This window comes from Kiloniella sp. EL199, assembly GCF_900313065.1.
Classification (GTDB): Bacteria; Pseudomonadota; Alphaproteobacteria; order Kiloniellales; family Kiloniellaceae; genus Kiloniella.
On record NZ_OMPU01000008.1, the window covers coordinates 223,120 to 239,907 of the forward strand.

The following is a 16,788-nucleotide window of genomic DNA, read 5'->3' on the forward strand; positions in this document are numbered from 1 at the left end:
TTTAAGCAGATTGATTAGATGACCCGCGAAATTCTCATTGTTGATGACGAAGCCGATATCAGAATGGCCCTGAGCGGTATTTTGGAAGATGAAGGCTATGTTGTTAGAGAGGCTGCTAACAGTCAGGAAGCTCTGACTACAATTCATGCCCGCCGTCCAAGCCTGGTTGTTCTGGACATTTGGCTGAATAACTCTGAACTCGATGGTATTGGTATTCTCGAAGCAATCAAGCATGATTATATCGATTTGCCCGTTGTGATGATGTCCGGGCACGGAACGATTGAGACTGCAGTGAGCGCGATCAAGATCGGGGCTTTTGATTTTGTTGAAAAACCATTCAAGTCTGATCGATTACTTCTGATAATTAATCGTGCCATAGAGCTTTCTGAATTAAGACGAGAGAACGAGCGTCTCAAGGTAAGTGCAGCAGTACAATCATCACTAATTGGCTCGTCTAGCCCTGTGATTCAATTACAGCAAGCTTTGGATAAGGTGGCTCCGACAGGCAGCCGTGTTTTGATAACGGGCCCTGCGGGGGCAGGAAAAGAAGTCGTTGCACGCCAACTTCATCAACAATCCACCCGTCATAATGGCGCGTTCGTTGCTTTGAATTGCGCAACAATGCATCCTGATCGTCTGGAAAGCGAATTATTTGGTACGGAAACCAAAGGCGAGGACGGTGAAGCGTCCATCAGAGTTGGGACTTTTGAGCAAGCTCATGGAGGCACTCTATTGTTGGATGAGGTGGCAGACATGCCACTTGAAACGCAGGGGAAGATCGTTCGTGTCTTGCAAGAGCAATCTTTTACCCGAGTAGGCGGGGATGTTGAGGTTGAAGTTGATGTCAGGGTTATTGCTTCGACCAACAAGGATCTACAGGAATTGATTGCTGCGGGTGAGTTCAGGGAAGATCTCTATTATCGCTTGAATGTTGTACCGTTGGTTGTTCCTGCATTGGTGGATCGGCGGGATGATATTCCTGATTTGATCGAATACTTCATGGATTTATCTGCGAAAACCAATGGAATTCCTGCTCGTCCCTTGGCCCAAGATGCCATGGCTTCTCTGCAAGCTTATGAATGGCCCGGGAATGTCAGACAGCTCAGAAATGTGATTGATTGGTTGTTGATTATGGCACCAGGCGAAGGGGATGAGATGATCTCTGCCGAAATGATGCCTCCTGATATTGGATCGATTTCTCCATCTGTTTCATCTGGTGGCTCTGGGCAGGAAGATTTGATGGCTTTGTCTTTAAGAGAGGCGCGAGAGTTGTTCGAGAAAAGATATCTTGAAGCTCAGATTATGCGGTTTGGTGGAAATATCTCGAAAACATCGACATTTATTGGTATGGAGCGATCTGCTCTACATCGCAAGTTAAGAACGCTTGGTATTTCAACTGATCGAAGCTAAAGAGATTTACGGATTTAGGATCCTGTTATGAAAGTAGTTATTTGTGGTGCTGGCCAAGTGGGGTTTAACATTGCCCGCTATCTTGCAAGCGAGAATGCCGATATCACTGTGATTGATCGCGATCCGGCTCTGGTTAATAAAATCACTGATTCATTGGATGTGAAGGGAGTGGTTGGTTTTGCTTCGCACCCAAATATTCTGGAAAAGGCTGGCGCATCCGAAGCTGACATGATTATCGCGGTAACGCACGCCGATGAAGTCAACATGGTTGCGTGTCAAATCTGTCATTCAATGTTTGACGTACCGACTAAGATTGCACGTATTCGGGAACAGAATTATCTGGACCCCATGTGGTCAGATCTCTTTACGCGTGATCACATGCCTATTGACGTTATCATTTCGCCGGAAATTGAGGTTGCAGCAGCAATTGAAAAGCGCCTTCAAATACCCGGTGCCTTTGATGTATATCCCTTGGCAGATGGAAAAGTCAGTTTGATCGGTGTGCATTGTACTGAGGACACACCAATTATTCATACGCCTCTTCGACAGCTAACGGAGCTATTCCCAACACTGAACGTTGTCGTCGTCGGTATTTTCCGTCAAGGCAAAGGGTTTGTTCCAACACCTGATGACGAACTTCGTCCTGGTGATGACGTATATCTTGTCTTGGATCATGGACACCTAAACAGGACAATGGATGCTTTTGGTCATTCAGAGTCAGAGGCGCGCAGAGTTGTTATTATCGGTGGTGGTAATATTGGTCTGTACCTTGCGAGAACCGTTGAAGAAAACCACCCTCAAGTAAAACTCAAGCTTATCGAACTCGACAAGAAACGTGCTGAATTTGTTGCTAAATCACTGAAGCGAACTGTTGTTATTCATGGTGATTCACTCGATGCCGAGATTTTGAACGAGGCCAATATATCAACAACGGAAACAATTGTTGCCGTCACCAATGATGATGAGGTTAATATCCTCACATCATTGCTGGCAAAGCGACATGGTTGTAAACGCGCAGTGACATTGATTAACACAACATCCTATGCGCCGCTTATAAGTACTTTGGGTATTGATACAGTTGTTAATCCCCGTAGTATTACTGTGTCTAATATCCTGCAACATGTACGAAGAGGACGCATTCGGTCCGTGCATACAATCGCGGATGGCCTTGGAGAGGTTATTGAAGCTGAAGCACTTGAAACATCAAGCCTTGTTGGTGTCCCAATCCGTGAAGCAAAGCTCCCGCCCGGTGTTATTGTCGGTGCAATTGTCAGAGAAGGAGAAGTAATTATTCCAAGAGGTGGAACAATTGTGCGCTCTCATGATCTGGTTGTGATTTTCTCTGCTGCCGAAGCTGTTAAGAAGATAGAAAAGCTATTTGCTGTGAAGCTTGAGTTTTTCTAAGAATATACTTTAGAAAAGTTATCATTGTAAATTATTAGAGATATTTTGTTTTATGGCATTTCCATTCCCCAAAGCGGTTGTTTTTGATTGGGATAATACCTTGATCGATAGCTGGATTTCGATCCATCATGCACTTTCTGTTACTTTCAGGGAAATGGATATGGTTCCCTGGACTCTTGAAGAAGCCAAGGATAGAGTTCGTTCTTCGGCACGTGAGAGCTTTCCCCATATTTTTGGTGATAAAGTCGAAGCCGCGACCAAAATTTTCTACGATACTTACGAAGCAAGCCACTTGGATGTCTTGACGCCTTTGCCTCAGGCAAAAGAGCTTCTGGAGTTTCTTGTTTCAAATGGGGTTTATCTTGCGATCGTGAGCAATAAAAAAGGATACATCCTTCGCAAAGAAGTTGCTCATTTGGGATGGGATATCTTTTTTCAAAATATAATCGGCGCAAATGATGCTTTAAAAGACAAGCCGGACCCAGGCGTTATGGATTTAGCCCTGAAAGGGAGTGGTGTTTCTCTGGGTAAGGACGTCTGGTTTGCCGGGGATACGGATATAGATCTTCAATGTGCTTATAATAGCGCCTGTTATCCGGTTTTAATCCGTCCGGAACCTCCTGAGGATGACGAATTTATAAATTGCAAACCAGAACGTCATTTTGCGTCCTGCGGCGAAATAAAAGCGTTTTTATCATAGAAAATCAGAAGATTTTTAAGTTCAATGTTGATGAGGGGTTGTATTTCCTCAGCATAATGATAAAGAATTCCTCTTGTCCGATTTTCGGACATACCCCCAAAAGCTAACGATACCAACCAATAAAAACACGCAATAAAAACAAAAAGGGGATTAAACGCGATGGCCGCGGAAAAATCACAGAACGTACAGGATGTATTCCTGAATACGATTCGCAAAAACAAAGTCCCGGTAACGGTCTTTTTGGTAAATGGCGTCAAGCTGCAAGGCATTATCTCTTGGTTTGATAATTTCTCTGTATTGCTTCGCCGTGATGCACATGCACAACTCGTATATAAACACGCGATTTCAACAATTATGCCTGCGACACCAATTCAACTTTTTGATCCAGGCAAAGACGACGAAGGCGGAGCAGCATCTTAAGCCTTTAATGGGTTTTGCTGATTTATATGGGCTCAAAACTTATTGATGATGGCGTGGACCGTAAAAAACAGGTCCGCGCCATTGTACTTCATCCGGAATTAAAAAAAGGCTCTCAATCAATTCGTTCTTCCGAAGCGCGGTTGGAAGAGGCTTATGGTTTGGCTTTGGCAATTGATTTGGAAATAATCCGTCATGAAGTCATTGCCGTTGCCCGACCAAAACCCTCTACCTTGTTTGGTTCGGGTATAATTGAAAAGTATCACGACTACATCCATGCCAATGAGGTCGAGGTCGTTATCGTTGATACAGCTTTGACGCCAGTTCAGCAGAGAAACCTGGAAAAGGGATGGGAGGCCAAGGTCATTGATCGAACGGGTCTTATCCTTGAGATTTTTGGTGAACGCGCCCGTACCAAAGAAGGGAAGTTGCAAGTTGATCTTGCCCAGTTAAGTTATCAACGTTCAAGACTGGTGCGATCATGGACCCACCTTGAACGTCAACGTGGTGGTGCAGGGTTTATGGGCGGTCCGGGTGAGCGACAGATTGAGATTGATAGACGCTTGATCGATGAAAAAATCGTTCGTTTGAAAAGCGATCTTGAAATGGTCAAAAAAACGCGCGAGTTACACCGTTCTGCGCGACGGAAAGTGCCTTTTCCGATCGTTTCACTTGTCGGGTATACAAACGCAGGAAAGTCGACACTATTTAATCGATTGACCGAGTCAAAAGTCTTTGCTGAAGATTTGTTGTTTGCAACCTTGGACCCAACCATGCGTCGGGTTAACCTGCCATCTGGGCGTGAGATTATCTTGTCCGATACAGTCGGATTTATTTCTGAATTGCCGACAGATTTGATTGCGTCTTTCCGGGCGACTTTGGAAGAGGTAAGAGAAGCAAACGTACTGGTTCATGTCAGAGATGTTTCGCACGAAGATACTGAAGCTCAAAAAGATGATGTGAAGGCTGTTTTGAACGACCTGGAACTGGATCCGGATATTCAAAAGAACATGATCGAAGTCTGGAATAAATCTGACTTGCTATCTGAAGAACTAAAATCTTCTTTGGAAATTCAATCTGACCATCAGGATACAACTCTTCTTTGTTCAGCAATAACGGGGGAGGGATGTTCTGAGTTCTTGCATATGGTTGAACAGCTTCTCGATGCGCAGAACCTTGTATATGAGTTTGAAATTCCCTATGAAAATGGTGCAGCGTTATCCTGGTTACACGATAATGCCAAAGTTCTGGAACAGGATCATCATGAAGAAGGGGTCTGGGTTTCTCTTTCTATTCTTCAGGCCGATGCAGATAAATTTATCAGTAAATTCGGCATCAACCCTGTAGAAGGGTAATAAGTCATTTAAATTATTTTTGCCTCCATTGGTTGACATCTTACTACCCGAGATCTATATCGCTTTTAGCACTCATTTGGTGGGAGTGCTAACAACAAAAAACTCTCACCTTTAGTGCCCGAAATTTTTTGTATTAATATACTCTGATGGAGTTGATCTATGAGCTTCAAACCTCTTCACGATCGTGTTGTTATTGAGCCGCTAGACCAGGAAGAAAAAACTGCAGGTGGTATCATTATTCCTGATACTGCAAAAGAAAAACCAATGCAGGGTAAAGTTACTGCTGTTGGCAGTGGCGCTCGTTCCGATGATGGCAAAGTTGTCCCTCTCGACGTTAAAGAAGGCGACACTGTTCTTTATGGCAAGTGGTCCGGCACTGAAGTAAAACTTGACGGCAAAACACTGTTGATCATGCGTGAGTCCGACATTATGGGCATTCTTCAATAATATTGGTTTCTAAATAATAGATTCAATATTACTGGTCCCTGAATTAAAGGAATTTAAAAATCATGGCTGCTAAAGACGTAAAATTTGGTACTGAAGCCCGCGACAAAATGCTTCGCGGCGTTGATGTACTTGCAAACGCTGTAAAAGTAACTCTCGGCCCTAAAGGTCGTAACGTTGTTCTCGACAAATCATTTGGTGCTCCTCGTATCACCAAAGATGGTGTTTCTGTTGCGAAAGAAATCGAACTTTCTGATAAGTTTGAAAACATGGGCGCACAGATGGTTCGCGAAGTTGCTTCCAAAACCAACGATGTTGCTGGTGATGGTACAACAACTGCGACTGTTCTGACACAGGGTCTTGTTCGTGAAGGCGCAAAAGCTGTTGCTGCTGGTATGAACCCAATGGACGTTAAGCGTGGTATGGACCTGGCTGTTTCAACAGCTGTTGAGCACCTTAAAGGTTCTGCCAAGCAGATCTCTACAACTGAAGAAGTTGCACAGGTTGGTACAATCTCTGCTAACGGCGAAGCCGAAATCGGCAACATGATTGCTGAAGCTATGGAACGTGTTGGTAAAGAAGGCGTTATCACTGTTGAAGAAGCAAAGTCTCTTGCAACTGAACTCGACGTTGTTGAAGGTATGCAGTTTGACCGCGGTTACCTTTCTCCATACTTCGTAACTAACGCAGAAAAGATGGTTGCTGATCTAGAAGCTCCATACATTCTTCTTCACGAAGCTAAACTAACTAACCTTCAGCCAATGCTTCCACTTCTCGAAGCTGCTGTTCAGTCCGGTCGTCCGCTTCTGATCATTGCTGAAGACGTTGAAGGCGAAGCACTTGCAACTCTTGTTGTGAACAAGCTACGTGGTGGTCTGAAAATCGCTGCTGTTAAAGCACCTGGTTTCGGTGACCGTCGTAAAGCTATGCTTGAAGACATTGCTATCCTTACTGGTGGTACTGTCGTTTCTGAAGATCTTGGCATCAAGCTTGAGAACGTTACTCTTGATATGCTTGGTACTGCTAAGCGTGTTAACATCTCTAAAGAAGAGACTGTTGTTGTTGACGGTGCTGGTGACCGTGATCAGATCGAAGGTCGTTGTGCTCAGATCCGTGCGCAGGCTGAAGAAACTTCTTCTGACTATGATCGTGAAAAACTACAAGAGCGTCTTGCTAAACTTGCAGGCGGTGTAGCTGTTCTTCGCGTTGGCGGTGCTACTGAAGTAGAAGTTAAAGAGCGTAAAGACCGCGTTGAAGATGCTATGAATGCAACTCGCGCTGCTGTTGAAGAAGGTATCGTATCCGGTGGTGGTACTGCACTTCTTTCAGCTGTTGCTGCTCTTAAAGATCTCAAAGGTGAAAACAACGACCAGAACGTTGGTATTAACGTTGTTCGTCGTGCTCTTGAAGCTCCTATCCGTCAGATCTCTGAAAACGCTGGTTACGAAGGTTCCATCGTTGTTGGTAAGATCACTGAAAATAACGAAGACGGTTTCGGTTTTGATGCTCAAACTGGCGAGTACAAAGATCTTTTCTCTGCTGGTATCATTGACCCGGTTAAAGTTGTTCGTACTGCTCTTCAGGATGCGGGTTCTGTTTCAGGTCTGATGATCACTACAGAAGCAATGGTTGCTGATCAGCCAGAAGACAAAGCAGCTGCTCCTGCAATGCCTGACATGGGCGGCATGGGTGGTATGGGCGGCATGGGTGGTATGGGCTTCTAAGCCAGCCAAACACACTGTTTCGCTACGAGGCACGGACATCATAAACGATGTCCGTGCCTCATTTTGTATTGATCAACTACCAGAAGCTTCTAAAGCCTGGCTCAGATCTGCGATAATATCATCGATATGTTCAATCCCGATTGACAGGCGAACATAGTTTTCAGAAATACCGGTAAGTGCCTGTTCTTCAGCTTTTAACTGGGAATGTGTTGTTGTTGCTGGATGGATCGCAAGGCTGCGTGCATCCCCGATATTGGCAACATGGAAAAACATTTTCAGGCTATCGATAAACTTGCGGCCAGCTTCCTTACCTCCTTTAAGTTCAAAGCCAAGCAGGGCGCCATAGCCGCCTTTTAAATATTGATCAGCTACGTCTCGTTCAGAACCACTTGCCTGACTGGGATGAATAACTGTTTCTATCGAAGGATGATTACTCAAAAATTCGGCCACAGCCGTTGCGTTTTTACAGTGTTCCCGCATACGCAGGGGAAGTGTCTCCATTCCCTGGATAAACTGAAAGGCATTCATTGGTGACATTGCAGAACCCAGATCACGGAGTAAAACAACACGAGCACGGATAATGTAGGCAATAGGGCCAAGTGGTTTAACTGCCTCTGTCCAGACTGCGCCGTGATAGCTAGGGTCAGGTTCGGTCAACAGCGGGAAACGGGCTGCATTGGCTTCCCAATCAAAATTACCACCATCAACAATCATTCCGCCGATAGAAGTTCCATGTCCACCGATATATTTTGTTGTAGAATAGACAACGACGTGAGCCCCATGTTCAATTGGACGACAAAGGATCGGTGCTGCCGTATTATCCATAATAAGGGGCACACCGACTTCATTGCCGATATCTGCAACTTCTTTTATCGGGAAAACGCGCAAACGCGGATTGGGAAGTGTTTCTGCGTAATAAGCTTTGGTATTTTCATCTGTTGCACGTCGGAAATTTTCAGGATCAGTCGGGTCAACAAATCGAACTTCAATTCCCATATTGGGAAGTGTATTTGCAAAAAGATTATAAGTGCCGCCATATAATTCTGTTGAACTGACAATATTATCACCAGCCTTGGCAACGTTTTGTATTGCCAAAGTACTCGCAGCTTGCCCAGAGCTAACAGCGAGTGATGCTGCGCCACCTTCCAATGCCGTAATTCGTTCTTCCAATACAGCAGTCGTTGGGTTCATTATCCGTGTGTAGATGTTCCCAAACTCTTTAAGAGCAAAAAGATTGGCAGCATGTTCAGCACTATCGAACTGATAAGAGGTTGTTTGATAGATAGGAACGGCAACAGCACCTGTCTGCGGATCATTTCTGTAACCAGAATGAAGAACCAGAGTTTCCGGATTTTTCGTGTCGATTGTCATAGCTTCACCCGTTTAATTTATTTCCCTCAAGAGGGATTTCGATCTGGATGTACAAAAAGCGGGAAAATGCGTAATCTTAATTCGGATGGGTTTCCCCTCGATTTAGCTGCATTTTTTAAGCGCCCGCAAGCTGAGCTCCAAATCAGCGCTAATTAATGTCTTTTACCCTACGTTTATAAAGGTACCAGAGCAAGAAAGAATTCACTTAAACAACACAAAACAAATGGAAAATATTGTTTTGTATCAATGATTTTATTTATTTTTTTAACGTATTTAGATTCCCGGTTAATCCGCCGTTAACGCCTGTTGCATAAAATAACATCGAATTTTGTTAAAGTTTATGGTTATTGTGAGGACATCGTGAAGGCTGCTTATCTGCAAACAATTTCTTTGGTTGAACGCTTGCATCGTCAGTGTTTGGAAGTCGTAAAGGCAGAATTGGATCGCCGCGGCATTCGGGACCTGAATAATATTCAGGCTTTAATCCTCTACAATATAGGAACAGAAGAACTCTCTGTCGGGGAGCTGACGCATCGTGGATACTATCTGGGATCCAACGTTTCTTATAATGTAAAGAAAATGGTTGAGAACGGATACCTTATTCAAGAACGCTCCCCCCATGATCGTAGATCATTCCATGTACGGGCTTCTGATACCGGACTGGAAATTTTTAATTCCATTTCCACACTTTTTGATGCCCATGCCGAACAGATAAGCGGCGGTGTTGTATCCGACGAAGATTTAAAAGTTACAACAGCAACGCTTCATCGCCTTCAACTTTTCTGGTCTTCGCCCATGCCAATGGGGGGAGGCGTTAATCCTGCGGCCTGATGCCAGAAAATGGTCTTTTGATTAATCTGCAGGGATTTTGAAAACAATGTAACTTCTGTTATTTTAGACCTCTGTTTTACAGAGGTCTTTTTTATTGACGGTTTGACTAAATGTATTCACCAAACCACGGAGTAATTATCGAATTTTTAAGAATGGGATCTTACGTAAAGGTAAGTGCTTTCCATGAAGCATCTATGACTGAAGTCTCTATCGTAGGGGACCCCAAAGAAACAGAGCAGAAACTAAAGCAGACTGTTATAAAGAAATTGAACTATGTTCTGAACAAAGAAAACACCCGAAAATCGCCCGACCATGCCCCCAAAAAAGATCATAAAGGCGGCATTATTATCTAATATAAAAAATTAGATACATTTTTAGATCTAGCTACCGTTGTGTTTTAACATTTTGACCCTGCGACAAAATAGCACACACTTTTTATCAGGTTTTAAATAATTCTGACATTTCAATTACTTATTTTCATTTTGTATAATATATATTTGCAGAAATTATAATTTTAAAGGATGCAATATCAAAGACATAGCAAACATTACTGAATCTCAAATCGAATGATCTGTTCTGCTAATGAGTTGTCTTGGTACAATAATGCCGCAGATGTTCTATAAAATGTACGTAAATTGTCTAGCCTGCGGTAAAAGAATCACATTATAACCTTAACCCTGTTTAAGGCTCGATAAAGCGATAAAAGATAAGCCTTGATTTCAGGAGACATACACGACCCCTTTCATAGAGATTTACCGCATAAGGTAATTAACTGTGAAAGTACTCTTTACCTGTCATTCTCTTTCGGGAACATATCAGGTGTGTTATGTGATCTACTTGCTTTATCGGGATAACAAAAAAGTACGGACAAATGAGTAAAAAGACCATTGCCTTAGCTGCAGATCATGCAGGCTATGAACTGAAGGATTTGTTGAAAGAGGATGTCAAAGCCCTTGGATTTGATGTGCTTGATCTGGGTACAAACAGCCCGGATCGTGTTGACTATCCTGATTTTGGTTCTGCGCTAGCAAAAGCAATTCATAATGGTGACGCACAAACAGGTATTCTTGTCTGTGGTTCCGGTATCGGCATTTCAATTGCCGCAAACCGACACACAGGCATTCGTGCAGCTCTTTGTCACGACGAAACACTGGCTCGTTTAGCGCGTGAGCATAACGATGCCAATGTTCTGGTTTTAGGGGCCAGAACAACCGGTGTTGAGGTAGCAAAAGCTTCTCTTAAGACCTTTTTGAACACTGAGTTTGCCGGTGGGCGCCATCAAGGACGCATCGAGAAACTTGGATAATAATCACCTTTACCAGAGAGTGAAGTTGTCATGAGCTTAGATACAACCACCTTCTTTAATGCACCTTTGGCGCAAACAGATCCTGAAATTGCTGCTGCAATTAACAAAGAATTGGGACGTCAACAAAATCAGATAGAATTGATTGCATCTGAAAACATCGTTTCCTTGTCTACTATGCAGGCACTGGGAACCGTTCTAACAAACAAATATGCCGAAGGTTATCCTAATCGTCGCTATTACGGTGGTTGTGAATACGTTGATGTTGTCGAAGAACTGGCGATCAACCGTGCCAAAGAGCTTTTTGACTGTGCATATGTAAACGTACAGCCACACTCTGGCGCACAGGCAAACCAGTGCGTTACCCTTGCGTTGATCAAGCCTGGTGACACAATTATGGGCCTCGATCTGGCTTCAGGTGGCCACCTGACCCACGGATCACGTCCGAACCTTTCCGGTAAGTGGTTTAATGCCGTTTGTTACGGTGTTGATAAAGAAACTCACCAGCTGAACTACAATGAGATCCGCGATCTTGCTGTTGAGCACAAACCAAAGCTTATCATTGCTGGTGGTTCTGCTTACCCACGCGTTCTTGATTTCAAAAAATTCCGTGAAATTGCTGACGAAGTAGGGGCTTACCTCCACGTTGACATGGCACACTTTGCTGGTTTGGTTGCGGCTGGTATCCACCCAAGCCCAATGCCTCACGCACATGTTGTGACAACAACAACACACAAAACATTACGTGCTGGTCGTGGCGGTATGGTTCTTTCCAATGACCTGGATATTGGGAAGAAAATTAACTCTGCTGCATTCCCTGGTCTTCAGGGCGGACCTTTGATGCACTGTATCGCATCCAAAGCGGTTGCTTTGAAAGAAGCACTGGATCCTGATTTCAAAGCTTATGCCAAACAAGTTGTCAGCAATGCTCAAACACTTGCAGCAACTCTTGTTGAGAACGGTTTTGCGATTACAACAGGTGGTACTGATACGCATTTGATGCTGGTTGATCTGCGTCCAAAAGGTCTAACAGGTAACATCGCAGAAGAAAGCCTGGACCGGGCAGGTCTGACCTGTAACAAAAACGGTATTCCGTTTGATCCTGAAAAGCCAATGGTTACTTCCGGTATCCGTTTGGGTACACCAGCTGGTACAACACGTGGTTTTAAAGATGCAGAATTCAAGAAAATTGGCGAACTAATCACTAAAGTTCTTGATGGACTTGCTGCAAACCGCGAAGATAACTCCAAAATCGAAGCGGAAGTTCGTGGAGAAGTCGAAGCACTTTGCCGTGAATTCCCGATCTACCAAGATTTGGAAATCTAAGGTTATATCCGGGTTATGATTTCCAAATTGTTATAACTCGGATCCCCTTTGGGGGAAACTGTGAGGGAATATGCGCTGCCCGTTTTGCAGTAGTGAAGATACTCAAGTCAAAGACTCGAGACCGACTGAAGATCACACCGCGATCCGTAGACGGCGCCAATGCGCTAGCTGTGGTGCTCGGTTTACAACATTCGAACGCGTTCAGTTACGCGAATTGATTGTCATAAAAGGACATGGACAGCGCGAACCCTTTGATCGGGAGAAAATAGCCCGTTCAATGAATATTGCCCTTCAAAAACGTGATGTTGACAGGGATCGTGTTGAACGCGTTGTAAGCGGTATTGTTCGTCGGCTGGAATCATCCGGTGAAAGTGAAATTGCAACCGATCTTATTGGCGAACTCGTTATGGATGCCCTGGCCACATTGGATCAGGTTGGTTACGTTCGCTTTGCTTCTGTTTACAGAGATTTTAAAGAAGTAAGAGATTTCGAAGAATTTGTTGGTAAATTAGGTGATGATCTCGAAATTCTGGATCCGGACCCATCCTGATCCATAGATTTCAATTTACTTTGTTACACACAAAACCGCCACACACAGCGATAGAAATCAGTTATGCACACTGAACAACATGATGTTGACCTCCAACATATGGATGCTGCTTTATCTTTGGCTGCACGAGGAATAGGAACAACCAGTCCGAACCCGTCTGTCGGGTGCGTTATTGTGAAAAATGGCCGTGTCGTTGGCAGAGGGAGAACTCAACCCGGTGGCCGTCCACATGCTGAAACCGTTGCTCTGAAAGAAGCGGGCGAAGCAGCTAAAGCAGCTACAGCCTATGTTACCCTGGAACCATGCTCGCACCATGGTAAGACACCACCTTGTTGCGAAGCGTTAATTGCCGCGGGAATATCGCGTTGTGTTGTCGCGATGGAAGACAATGATGCTCGTGTTCAAGGGCGCGGTTTACAAGCTTTACGAGATGCCGGCATAGAGGTTGTCGTCGGCATCCGTCAACATGAAGCCGAAGAACTTAACGCTGGCTTTTTCACCAGAAACAGACACGGACGGCCGCTTGTGACCCTTAAAGTTGCAACGTCTTTGGATGGTCGTATAGCCACCAAGTCAGGCCAAAGCAAATGGGTGACCGGCGAAGCAGCTCGGCGCGCAGGGCATATGCTGCGGGTACGGAACGATGCCATTCTGGTGGGTAGCGGTACAGCTATTATAGATAACCCCAGGCTCGATGTCCGCCTTGCCGGACTTGAAAATAAGTCTCCCAAACGTGTTGTCATGGATGGGCGTCTCAGGCTTCCCCTGACACATGATCTCGTAGTCAGAGCTAGAGAACATAAAACCATCCTTATGACATTTCAGGAAAATGATGCCGCTCGCCTCAATGCCTATCGCGATGCTGGTGTCGAAGTATGTCTTATTGACAAGGACCAAGACGGATACATTAGCCCGCTTGCCGTACTGAAGGAACTTGGATCTCAAGGTATTACCCGATTGTTGGTCGAGGGGGGCAGTCACATCATTGGATCATTGTTTAAGGCAGACCTCATTGATTGTATTGTGTGGTTCAGGGCGTCAAAAATTATCGGCGGTGATGGACTTTCTGTTACGACAGGATTTGGTCTGGAAGAGTTGACCCAGGCTCCCAGATTTACACTGTCCAATGTTACCAAACTCGGCGACGATATAATGGAGAGTTATCGTCGCGACTTTTAATTTGATTCTCGAATGCGCAGGGAAAAGGCATTTAGATGTTCACTGGTATAATTACAGATCTCGGGTTTGTACAATCGATCGTAAATAACGGCGATAAACGTTTTGTTTTTAACACTGCTTTTGACATGAATACTGTCGATATCGGTGCTTCGATTGCGTGTTCAGGTGTGTGTTTGACAGTGGTTGAAAAGGGGCAGGGTTGGTTTAGTGCTGATGTTTCAGCTGAAACGCTGTCAAAAACCACTTTGGGTATTTGGACCAAGGGCACACCTGTTAATTTTGAACGAGCTTTGCGCATGGGGGATGAACTGGGCGGGCACCTAGTTTCCGGACATGTAGATGGCATTGCATCAGTGGTCAGTATTGTACCTGATGGAGATTCTAAACGCTTTACATTTGAAGCACCAAAAGAACTCGCAAAATTTATTGCCCCAAAAGGCTCCATTGTCCTTGATGGCGTATCCCTGACAGTCAACGAAGTGAACGGAAATCAGTTTGGTGTAAATATCATTCCGCACACAGCCGAGATGACAACGCTTGGTCAATGGCAAGTCGGGAGTTTTAAGGCCGGGGACTGTCAGGTTAATCTGGAAATAGATCTACTCGCCCGTTACGTAGGGCAGTTGCTGGAAAGGCAAAACAATGGCTAATGCATCTTCTAATGATATAAAGTCGTTCAGTGATATTCTTTCCCCACCAGAAAAAATCATCGAAGAAGCGCGTAATGGCCATATGTTTATTCTCGTCGATGATGAAAATCGCGAAAATGAAGGCGATCTGGTTATCCCTGCGCAAATGGCAACCCCGGAAGCCATTAACTTTATGGCCAAATACGGTCGAGGTCTTATTTGCCTGGCCCTTTGTAAAGAACGTGTCGAAGAGCTTGGCTTGACACTTATGGCGCAAAAGAACGGGACCCGTCACGAAACTGCTTTCACCGTATCTATCGAAGCGAAAGAGGGGGTTACAACAGGTATTTCTGCGCCTGATAGAGCGCGCACTATTTCTGTCGCAACTGATCCGTCTGCATCCCCGGATGATATCGTAACGCCTGGGCATGTTTTTCCTCTGGTTGCTCGAGATGGTGGTGTTCTTGTTCGAACAGGTCACACCGAAGCTGCTGTGGATATTTCCCGTCTTGCAGGGTTAAACCCGTCTGGCGTCATTTGTGAAATCATGAATGATGACGGAACGATGGCACGACGAGATGATCTCATTGAATTTGCACAAACCCATCAGTTGAAAATTGCAACAATTGCAGACCTGATAGCCTATCGCCGAAAGCATGATCATTTAATCGAAAAAACACTCGAAGACACACTGCATTCAAAAATTGCAGGTGAATTCAATATGGCTGTTTACGTTAATAACACAACATACGCCGAACATATCGCCTTATGGAAAGGGGATATTTCAATGGATGCCCCCTTACTTGTCAGGATGCATGCATTAAACATTCTTGATGATGTATTAATTGACAATCACAGTGGAAAAGCTGGTGATCTTCACAATTCAATGAAAATGATTGAGCAGGAAAAACGGGGCGTTATTGTTCTTATCCGAGAACCATCCCCCAGAAGCCTTTCCGATGCGATTAAAACGCGATTAGGAGAACCCGTCGAAATCAACCATGACCTCAGAGATTACGGGGTTGGTGCACAAATTTTGCTCGATTTAGGGGTACGAAAGATGATTCTACTCACAAATGCAGAGAAAAATATTGTTGGGCTTGACGGATACGGGCTTTCTGTAGTTGAACAGCGTCCAATAGTTGAAACCGTATAATCCAGTTGATTTGGATTAGCGTACGACAGCATAGATTTATTAGGTAGCAAAGAATGACTGACAAACCCCACGTTCTGATTGTTGAAGCACGTTTCTATAGCGCCATTGCTGATGAGATGAAGAATGCCGCTATTGCTGAGCTTGAAAAAGATGGCTGCAGTTACGAAGTTGTTGCCGTTGCGGGGGCCTTTGAATTGCCTGCCGCAATTAAATTTGGATCACAACGCAAGAACGGCCGCCAGTTTGATGGTTATATTGCCCTTGGTTGTGTTATTCGCGGTGAAACAAGCCACTATGATTATGTTTGTGTAGAAAGCGCAAGGAAGCTTCAGGATCTAGCCGTTGATAGCAATATGGCAATTGGCTATGGTGTTCTGACTGTTGAAAACGAGGCTCAGGCTTGGGCAAGGGCAAGAGCTTCCGAGAAAAACAAAGGTGGCGCAGTAACACGGGCTTGCCTTGATATGATTGCATTAAAACGCCAGTACGGTGTTGCATAAGGATTTATGACCGTGACTGAAGAAAACACAAAAGCGCCGAACGCGCGCCTGAAAAAGAGTATGGCTCGCCTGGCATTAATACAGGCGCTTTTCCAAATTGAATTCAATCAGGCAAGTTCAAAGACGGTTTTGGATGAGTTTCTTAACGTGCGCAGAGATGAAGAGGTCGATGGCCTTAACATTGCCACCATGGATCAGAAGCTGTTTATTGAACTATACAAAGGTATTATTCAAGAGCGGGAACTTTTGGATGATATGTTAGTATCTGTTTTGGATAAATCATGGCCTATTCACAGGCTTGATCCTTTGTTGAAACTGGTAATGGTTGCTGGTGCCTATGAGATTCAGCAACGAGTGGAAACACCGGCTAAAGTTATTATCTCTGAATACGTTGACGTTGCACATGCGTTCCTCGGCGATAAAGAAACTGCCATGGTAAATGGTGTACTGGACCGTTTGGCGCATAGCTTGCGCAAAGATGAGTTTTAA

General features: G+C 44.5%; 18 protein-coding genes and 1 riboswitch. Of the genes, 17 read left to right on the top strand and 1 reads right to left on the bottom strand.

Features of this window, described 5'->3' with window-relative positions:
- Positions 1-18 precede the first annotated feature (18 nt).
- The 7 genes from D9A03_RS07600 (at position 19) to groL (ending at position 7,454) form a co-directional block, all read left to right on the top strand.
- On the top strand, positions 19-1,410 hold the full coding sequence (locus tag D9A03_RS07600) for a sigma-54 dependent transcriptional regulator (protein WP_120496601.1): 1,392 nt from the start codon (positions 19-21) through the stop codon (positions 1,408-1,410).
- Between the two features lie 27 nt (positions 1,411-1,437).
- Positions 1,438-2,814 carry a Trk system potassium transporter TrkA gene (gene trkA, locus D9A03_RS07605; protein ID WP_120496602.1) on the top strand — a complete coding sequence of 459 codons (1,377 nt, stop codon included), beginning with the start codon at positions 1,438-1,440 and terminating at the stop codon, positions 2,812-2,814.
- A 52-nt stretch (positions 2,815-2,866) separates the two neighbouring features.
- Complete coding sequence (locus tag D9A03_RS07610; RefSeq protein WP_120496603.1) at positions 2,867-3,514, top strand: HAD family hydrolase; 648 nt, start codon at positions 2,867-2,869, stop codon at positions 3,512-3,514.
- A 159-nt stretch (positions 3,515-3,673) separates the two neighbouring features.
- Positions 3,674-3,934, top strand: a complete 261-nt coding sequence (gene hfq, locus D9A03_RS07615; protein WP_120496604.1) for an RNA chaperone Hfq — start codon at positions 3,674-3,676, stop codon at positions 3,932-3,934.
- A 26-nt stretch (positions 3,935-3,960) separates the two neighbouring features.
- Positions 3,961-5,286 (top strand): GTPase HflX, encoded by a 1,326-nt coding sequence (gene hflX / locus D9A03_RS07620; protein WP_120496605.1) that lies wholly within the window; start codon positions 3,961-3,963, stop codon positions 5,284-5,286.
- 159 nt (positions 5,287-5,445) lie between these two features.
- The gene (groES, locus tag D9A03_RS07625) at positions 5,446-5,733 is read left to right on the top strand and encodes a co-chaperone GroES (protein WP_046509756.1); all 288 of its coding nucleotides are present in this window, start codon (positions 5,446-5,448) and stop codon (positions 5,731-5,733) included.
- Between the two features lie 62 nt (positions 5,734-5,795).
- Entirely contained in the window at positions 5,796-7,454 is a 1,659-nt protein-coding gene (gene groL / locus D9A03_RS07630) for a chaperonin GroEL (RefSeq protein WP_120496606.1), read from the top strand.
- A 72-nt stretch (positions 7,455-7,526) separates the two neighbouring features.
- On the opposite strand, the gene D9A03_RS07635 is transcribed toward groL, so the two are convergent.
- Positions 7,527-8,825, bottom strand: a complete 1,299-nt coding sequence (locus D9A03_RS07635) for an O-acetylhomoserine aminocarboxypropyltransferase/cysteine synthase family protein (RefSeq protein WP_120496607.1) — start codon at positions 8,823-8,825, stop codon at positions 7,527-7,529.
- Between the two features lie 85 nt (positions 8,826-8,910).
- Positions 8,911-8,984: riboswitch (SAM riboswitch) on the bottom strand.
- 201 nt (positions 8,985-9,185) lie between these two features.
- Between D9A03_RS07635 and D9A03_RS07640 the strand changes: the two genes are divergently transcribed.
- The 10 genes from D9A03_RS07640 (at position 9,186) to nusB (ending at position 16,788) form a co-directional block, all read left to right on the top strand.
- Entirely contained in the window at positions 9,186-9,656 is a 471-nt protein-coding gene (locus tag D9A03_RS07640; RefSeq protein ID WP_046509100.1) for a MarR family winged helix-turn-helix transcriptional regulator, read from the top strand.
- A gap of 110 nt (positions 9,657-9,766) precedes the next feature.
- Positions 9,767-10,009: a hypothetical protein gene (locus D9A03_RS07645; protein ID WP_120496608.1), complete on the top strand. Its 243-nt coding sequence runs from the start codon at positions 9,767-9,769 to the stop codon at positions 10,007-10,009.
- A gap of 518 nt (positions 10,010-10,527) precedes the next feature.
- Positions 10,528-10,962, top strand: a complete 435-nt coding sequence (rpiB, locus tag D9A03_RS07650; RefSeq protein ID WP_120496609.1) for a ribose 5-phosphate isomerase B — start codon at positions 10,528-10,530, stop codon at positions 10,960-10,962.
- A gap of 30 nt (positions 10,963-10,992) precedes the next feature.
- Entirely contained in the window at positions 10,993-12,285 is a 1,293-nt protein-coding gene (glyA, locus tag D9A03_RS07655) for a serine hydroxymethyltransferase (RefSeq protein WP_120496610.1), read from the top strand.
- Positions 12,286-12,355: 70 nt separating this feature from the next.
- Positions 12,356-12,835: a transcriptional regulator NrdR gene (nrdR, locus tag D9A03_RS07660; protein WP_120496611.1), complete on the top strand. Its 480-nt coding sequence runs from the start codon at positions 12,356-12,358 to the stop codon at positions 12,833-12,835.
- 63 nt (positions 12,836-12,898) lie between these two features.
- Positions 12,899-14,014, top strand: a complete 1,116-nt coding sequence (ribD, locus tag D9A03_RS07665) for a bifunctional diaminohydroxyphosphoribosylaminopyrimidine deaminase/5-amino-6-(5-phosphoribosylamino)uracil reductase RibD (protein WP_254054991.1) — start codon at positions 12,899-12,901, stop codon at positions 14,012-14,014.
- 35 nt (positions 14,015-14,049) lie between these two features.
- Positions 14,050-14,664 (top strand): riboflavin synthase, encoded by a 615-nt coding sequence (locus D9A03_RS07670; RefSeq protein WP_120496612.1) that lies wholly within the window; start codon positions 14,050-14,052, stop codon positions 14,662-14,664.
- Positions 14,657-15,799, top strand: coding sequence for a 3,4-dihydroxy-2-butanone-4-phosphate synthase (gene ribB, locus D9A03_RS07675; RefSeq protein ID WP_120496613.1), 1,143 nt, complete (start codon positions 14,657-14,659; stop codon positions 15,797-15,799). Before D9A03_RS07670 ends, ribB begins: the two co-directional genes overlap by 8 nt.
- Before the next feature lie 53 nt (positions 15,800-15,852).
- The gene (gene ribH, locus D9A03_RS07680; RefSeq protein WP_120496614.1) at positions 15,853-16,299 is read left to right on the top strand and encodes a 6,7-dimethyl-8-ribityllumazine synthase; all 447 of its coding nucleotides are present in this window, start codon (positions 15,853-15,855) and stop codon (positions 16,297-16,299) included.
- A 12-nt stretch (positions 16,300-16,311) separates the two neighbouring features.
- Positions 16,312-16,788, top strand: a complete 477-nt coding sequence (gene nusB / locus D9A03_RS07685) for a transcription antitermination factor NusB (protein WP_162938024.1) — start codon at positions 16,312-16,314, stop codon at positions 16,786-16,788.

Coding starts and splice junctions, on each gene's coding strand:
- D9A03_RS07600 (WP_120496601.1), top strand. CDS start 19: ATGACCCGCGAAATTCTCATTGTTGATGACGAAGCCGATATCAGAATG.
- trkA (WP_120496602.1), top strand. CDS start 1,438: ATGAAAGTAGTTATTTGTGGTGCTGGCCAAGTGGGGTTTAACATTGCC.
- D9A03_RS07610 (WP_120496603.1), top strand. CDS start 2,867: ATGGCATTTCCATTCCCCAAAGCGGTTGTTTTTGATTGGGATAATACC.
- hfq (WP_120496604.1), top strand. CDS start 3,674: ATGGCCGCGGAAAAATCACAGAACGTACAGGATGTATTCCTGAATACG.
- hflX (WP_120496605.1), top strand. CDS start 3,961: ATGGGCTCAAAACTTATTGATGATGGCGTGGACCGTAAAAAACAGGTC.
- groES (WP_046509756.1), top strand. CDS start 5,446: ATGAGCTTCAAACCTCTTCACGATCGTGTTGTTATTGAGCCGCTAGAC.
- groL (WP_120496606.1), top strand. CDS start 5,796: ATGGCTGCTAAAGACGTAAAATTTGGTACTGAAGCCCGCGACAAAATG.
- D9A03_RS07635 (WP_120496607.1), bottom strand. CDS start 8,825: ATGACAATCGACACGAAAAATCCGGAAACTCTGGTTCTTCATTCTGGT.
- D9A03_RS07645 (WP_120496608.1), top strand. CDS start 9,767: ATGTATTCACCAAACCACGGAGTAATTATCGAATTTTTAAGAATGGGA.
- rpiB (WP_120496609.1), top strand. CDS start 10,528: ATGAGTAAAAAGACCATTGCCTTAGCTGCAGATCATGCAGGCTATGAA.
- glyA (WP_120496610.1), top strand. CDS start 10,993: ATGAGCTTAGATACAACCACCTTCTTTAATGCACCTTTGGCGCAAACA.
- nrdR (WP_120496611.1), top strand. CDS start 12,356: ATGCGCTGCCCGTTTTGCAGTAGTGAAGATACTCAAGTCAAAGACTCG.
- ribD (WP_254054991.1), top strand. CDS start 12,899: ATGCACACTGAACAACATGATGTTGACCTCCAACATATGGATGCTGCT.
- D9A03_RS07670 (WP_120496612.1), top strand. CDS start 14,050: ATGTTCACTGGTATAATTACAGATCTCGGGTTTGTACAATCGATCGTA.
- ribB (WP_120496613.1), top strand. CDS start 14,657: ATGGCTAATGCATCTTCTAATGATATAAAGTCGTTCAGTGATATTCTT.
- ribH (WP_120496614.1), top strand. CDS start 15,853: ATGACTGACAAACCCCACGTTCTGATTGTTGAAGCACGTTTCTATAGC.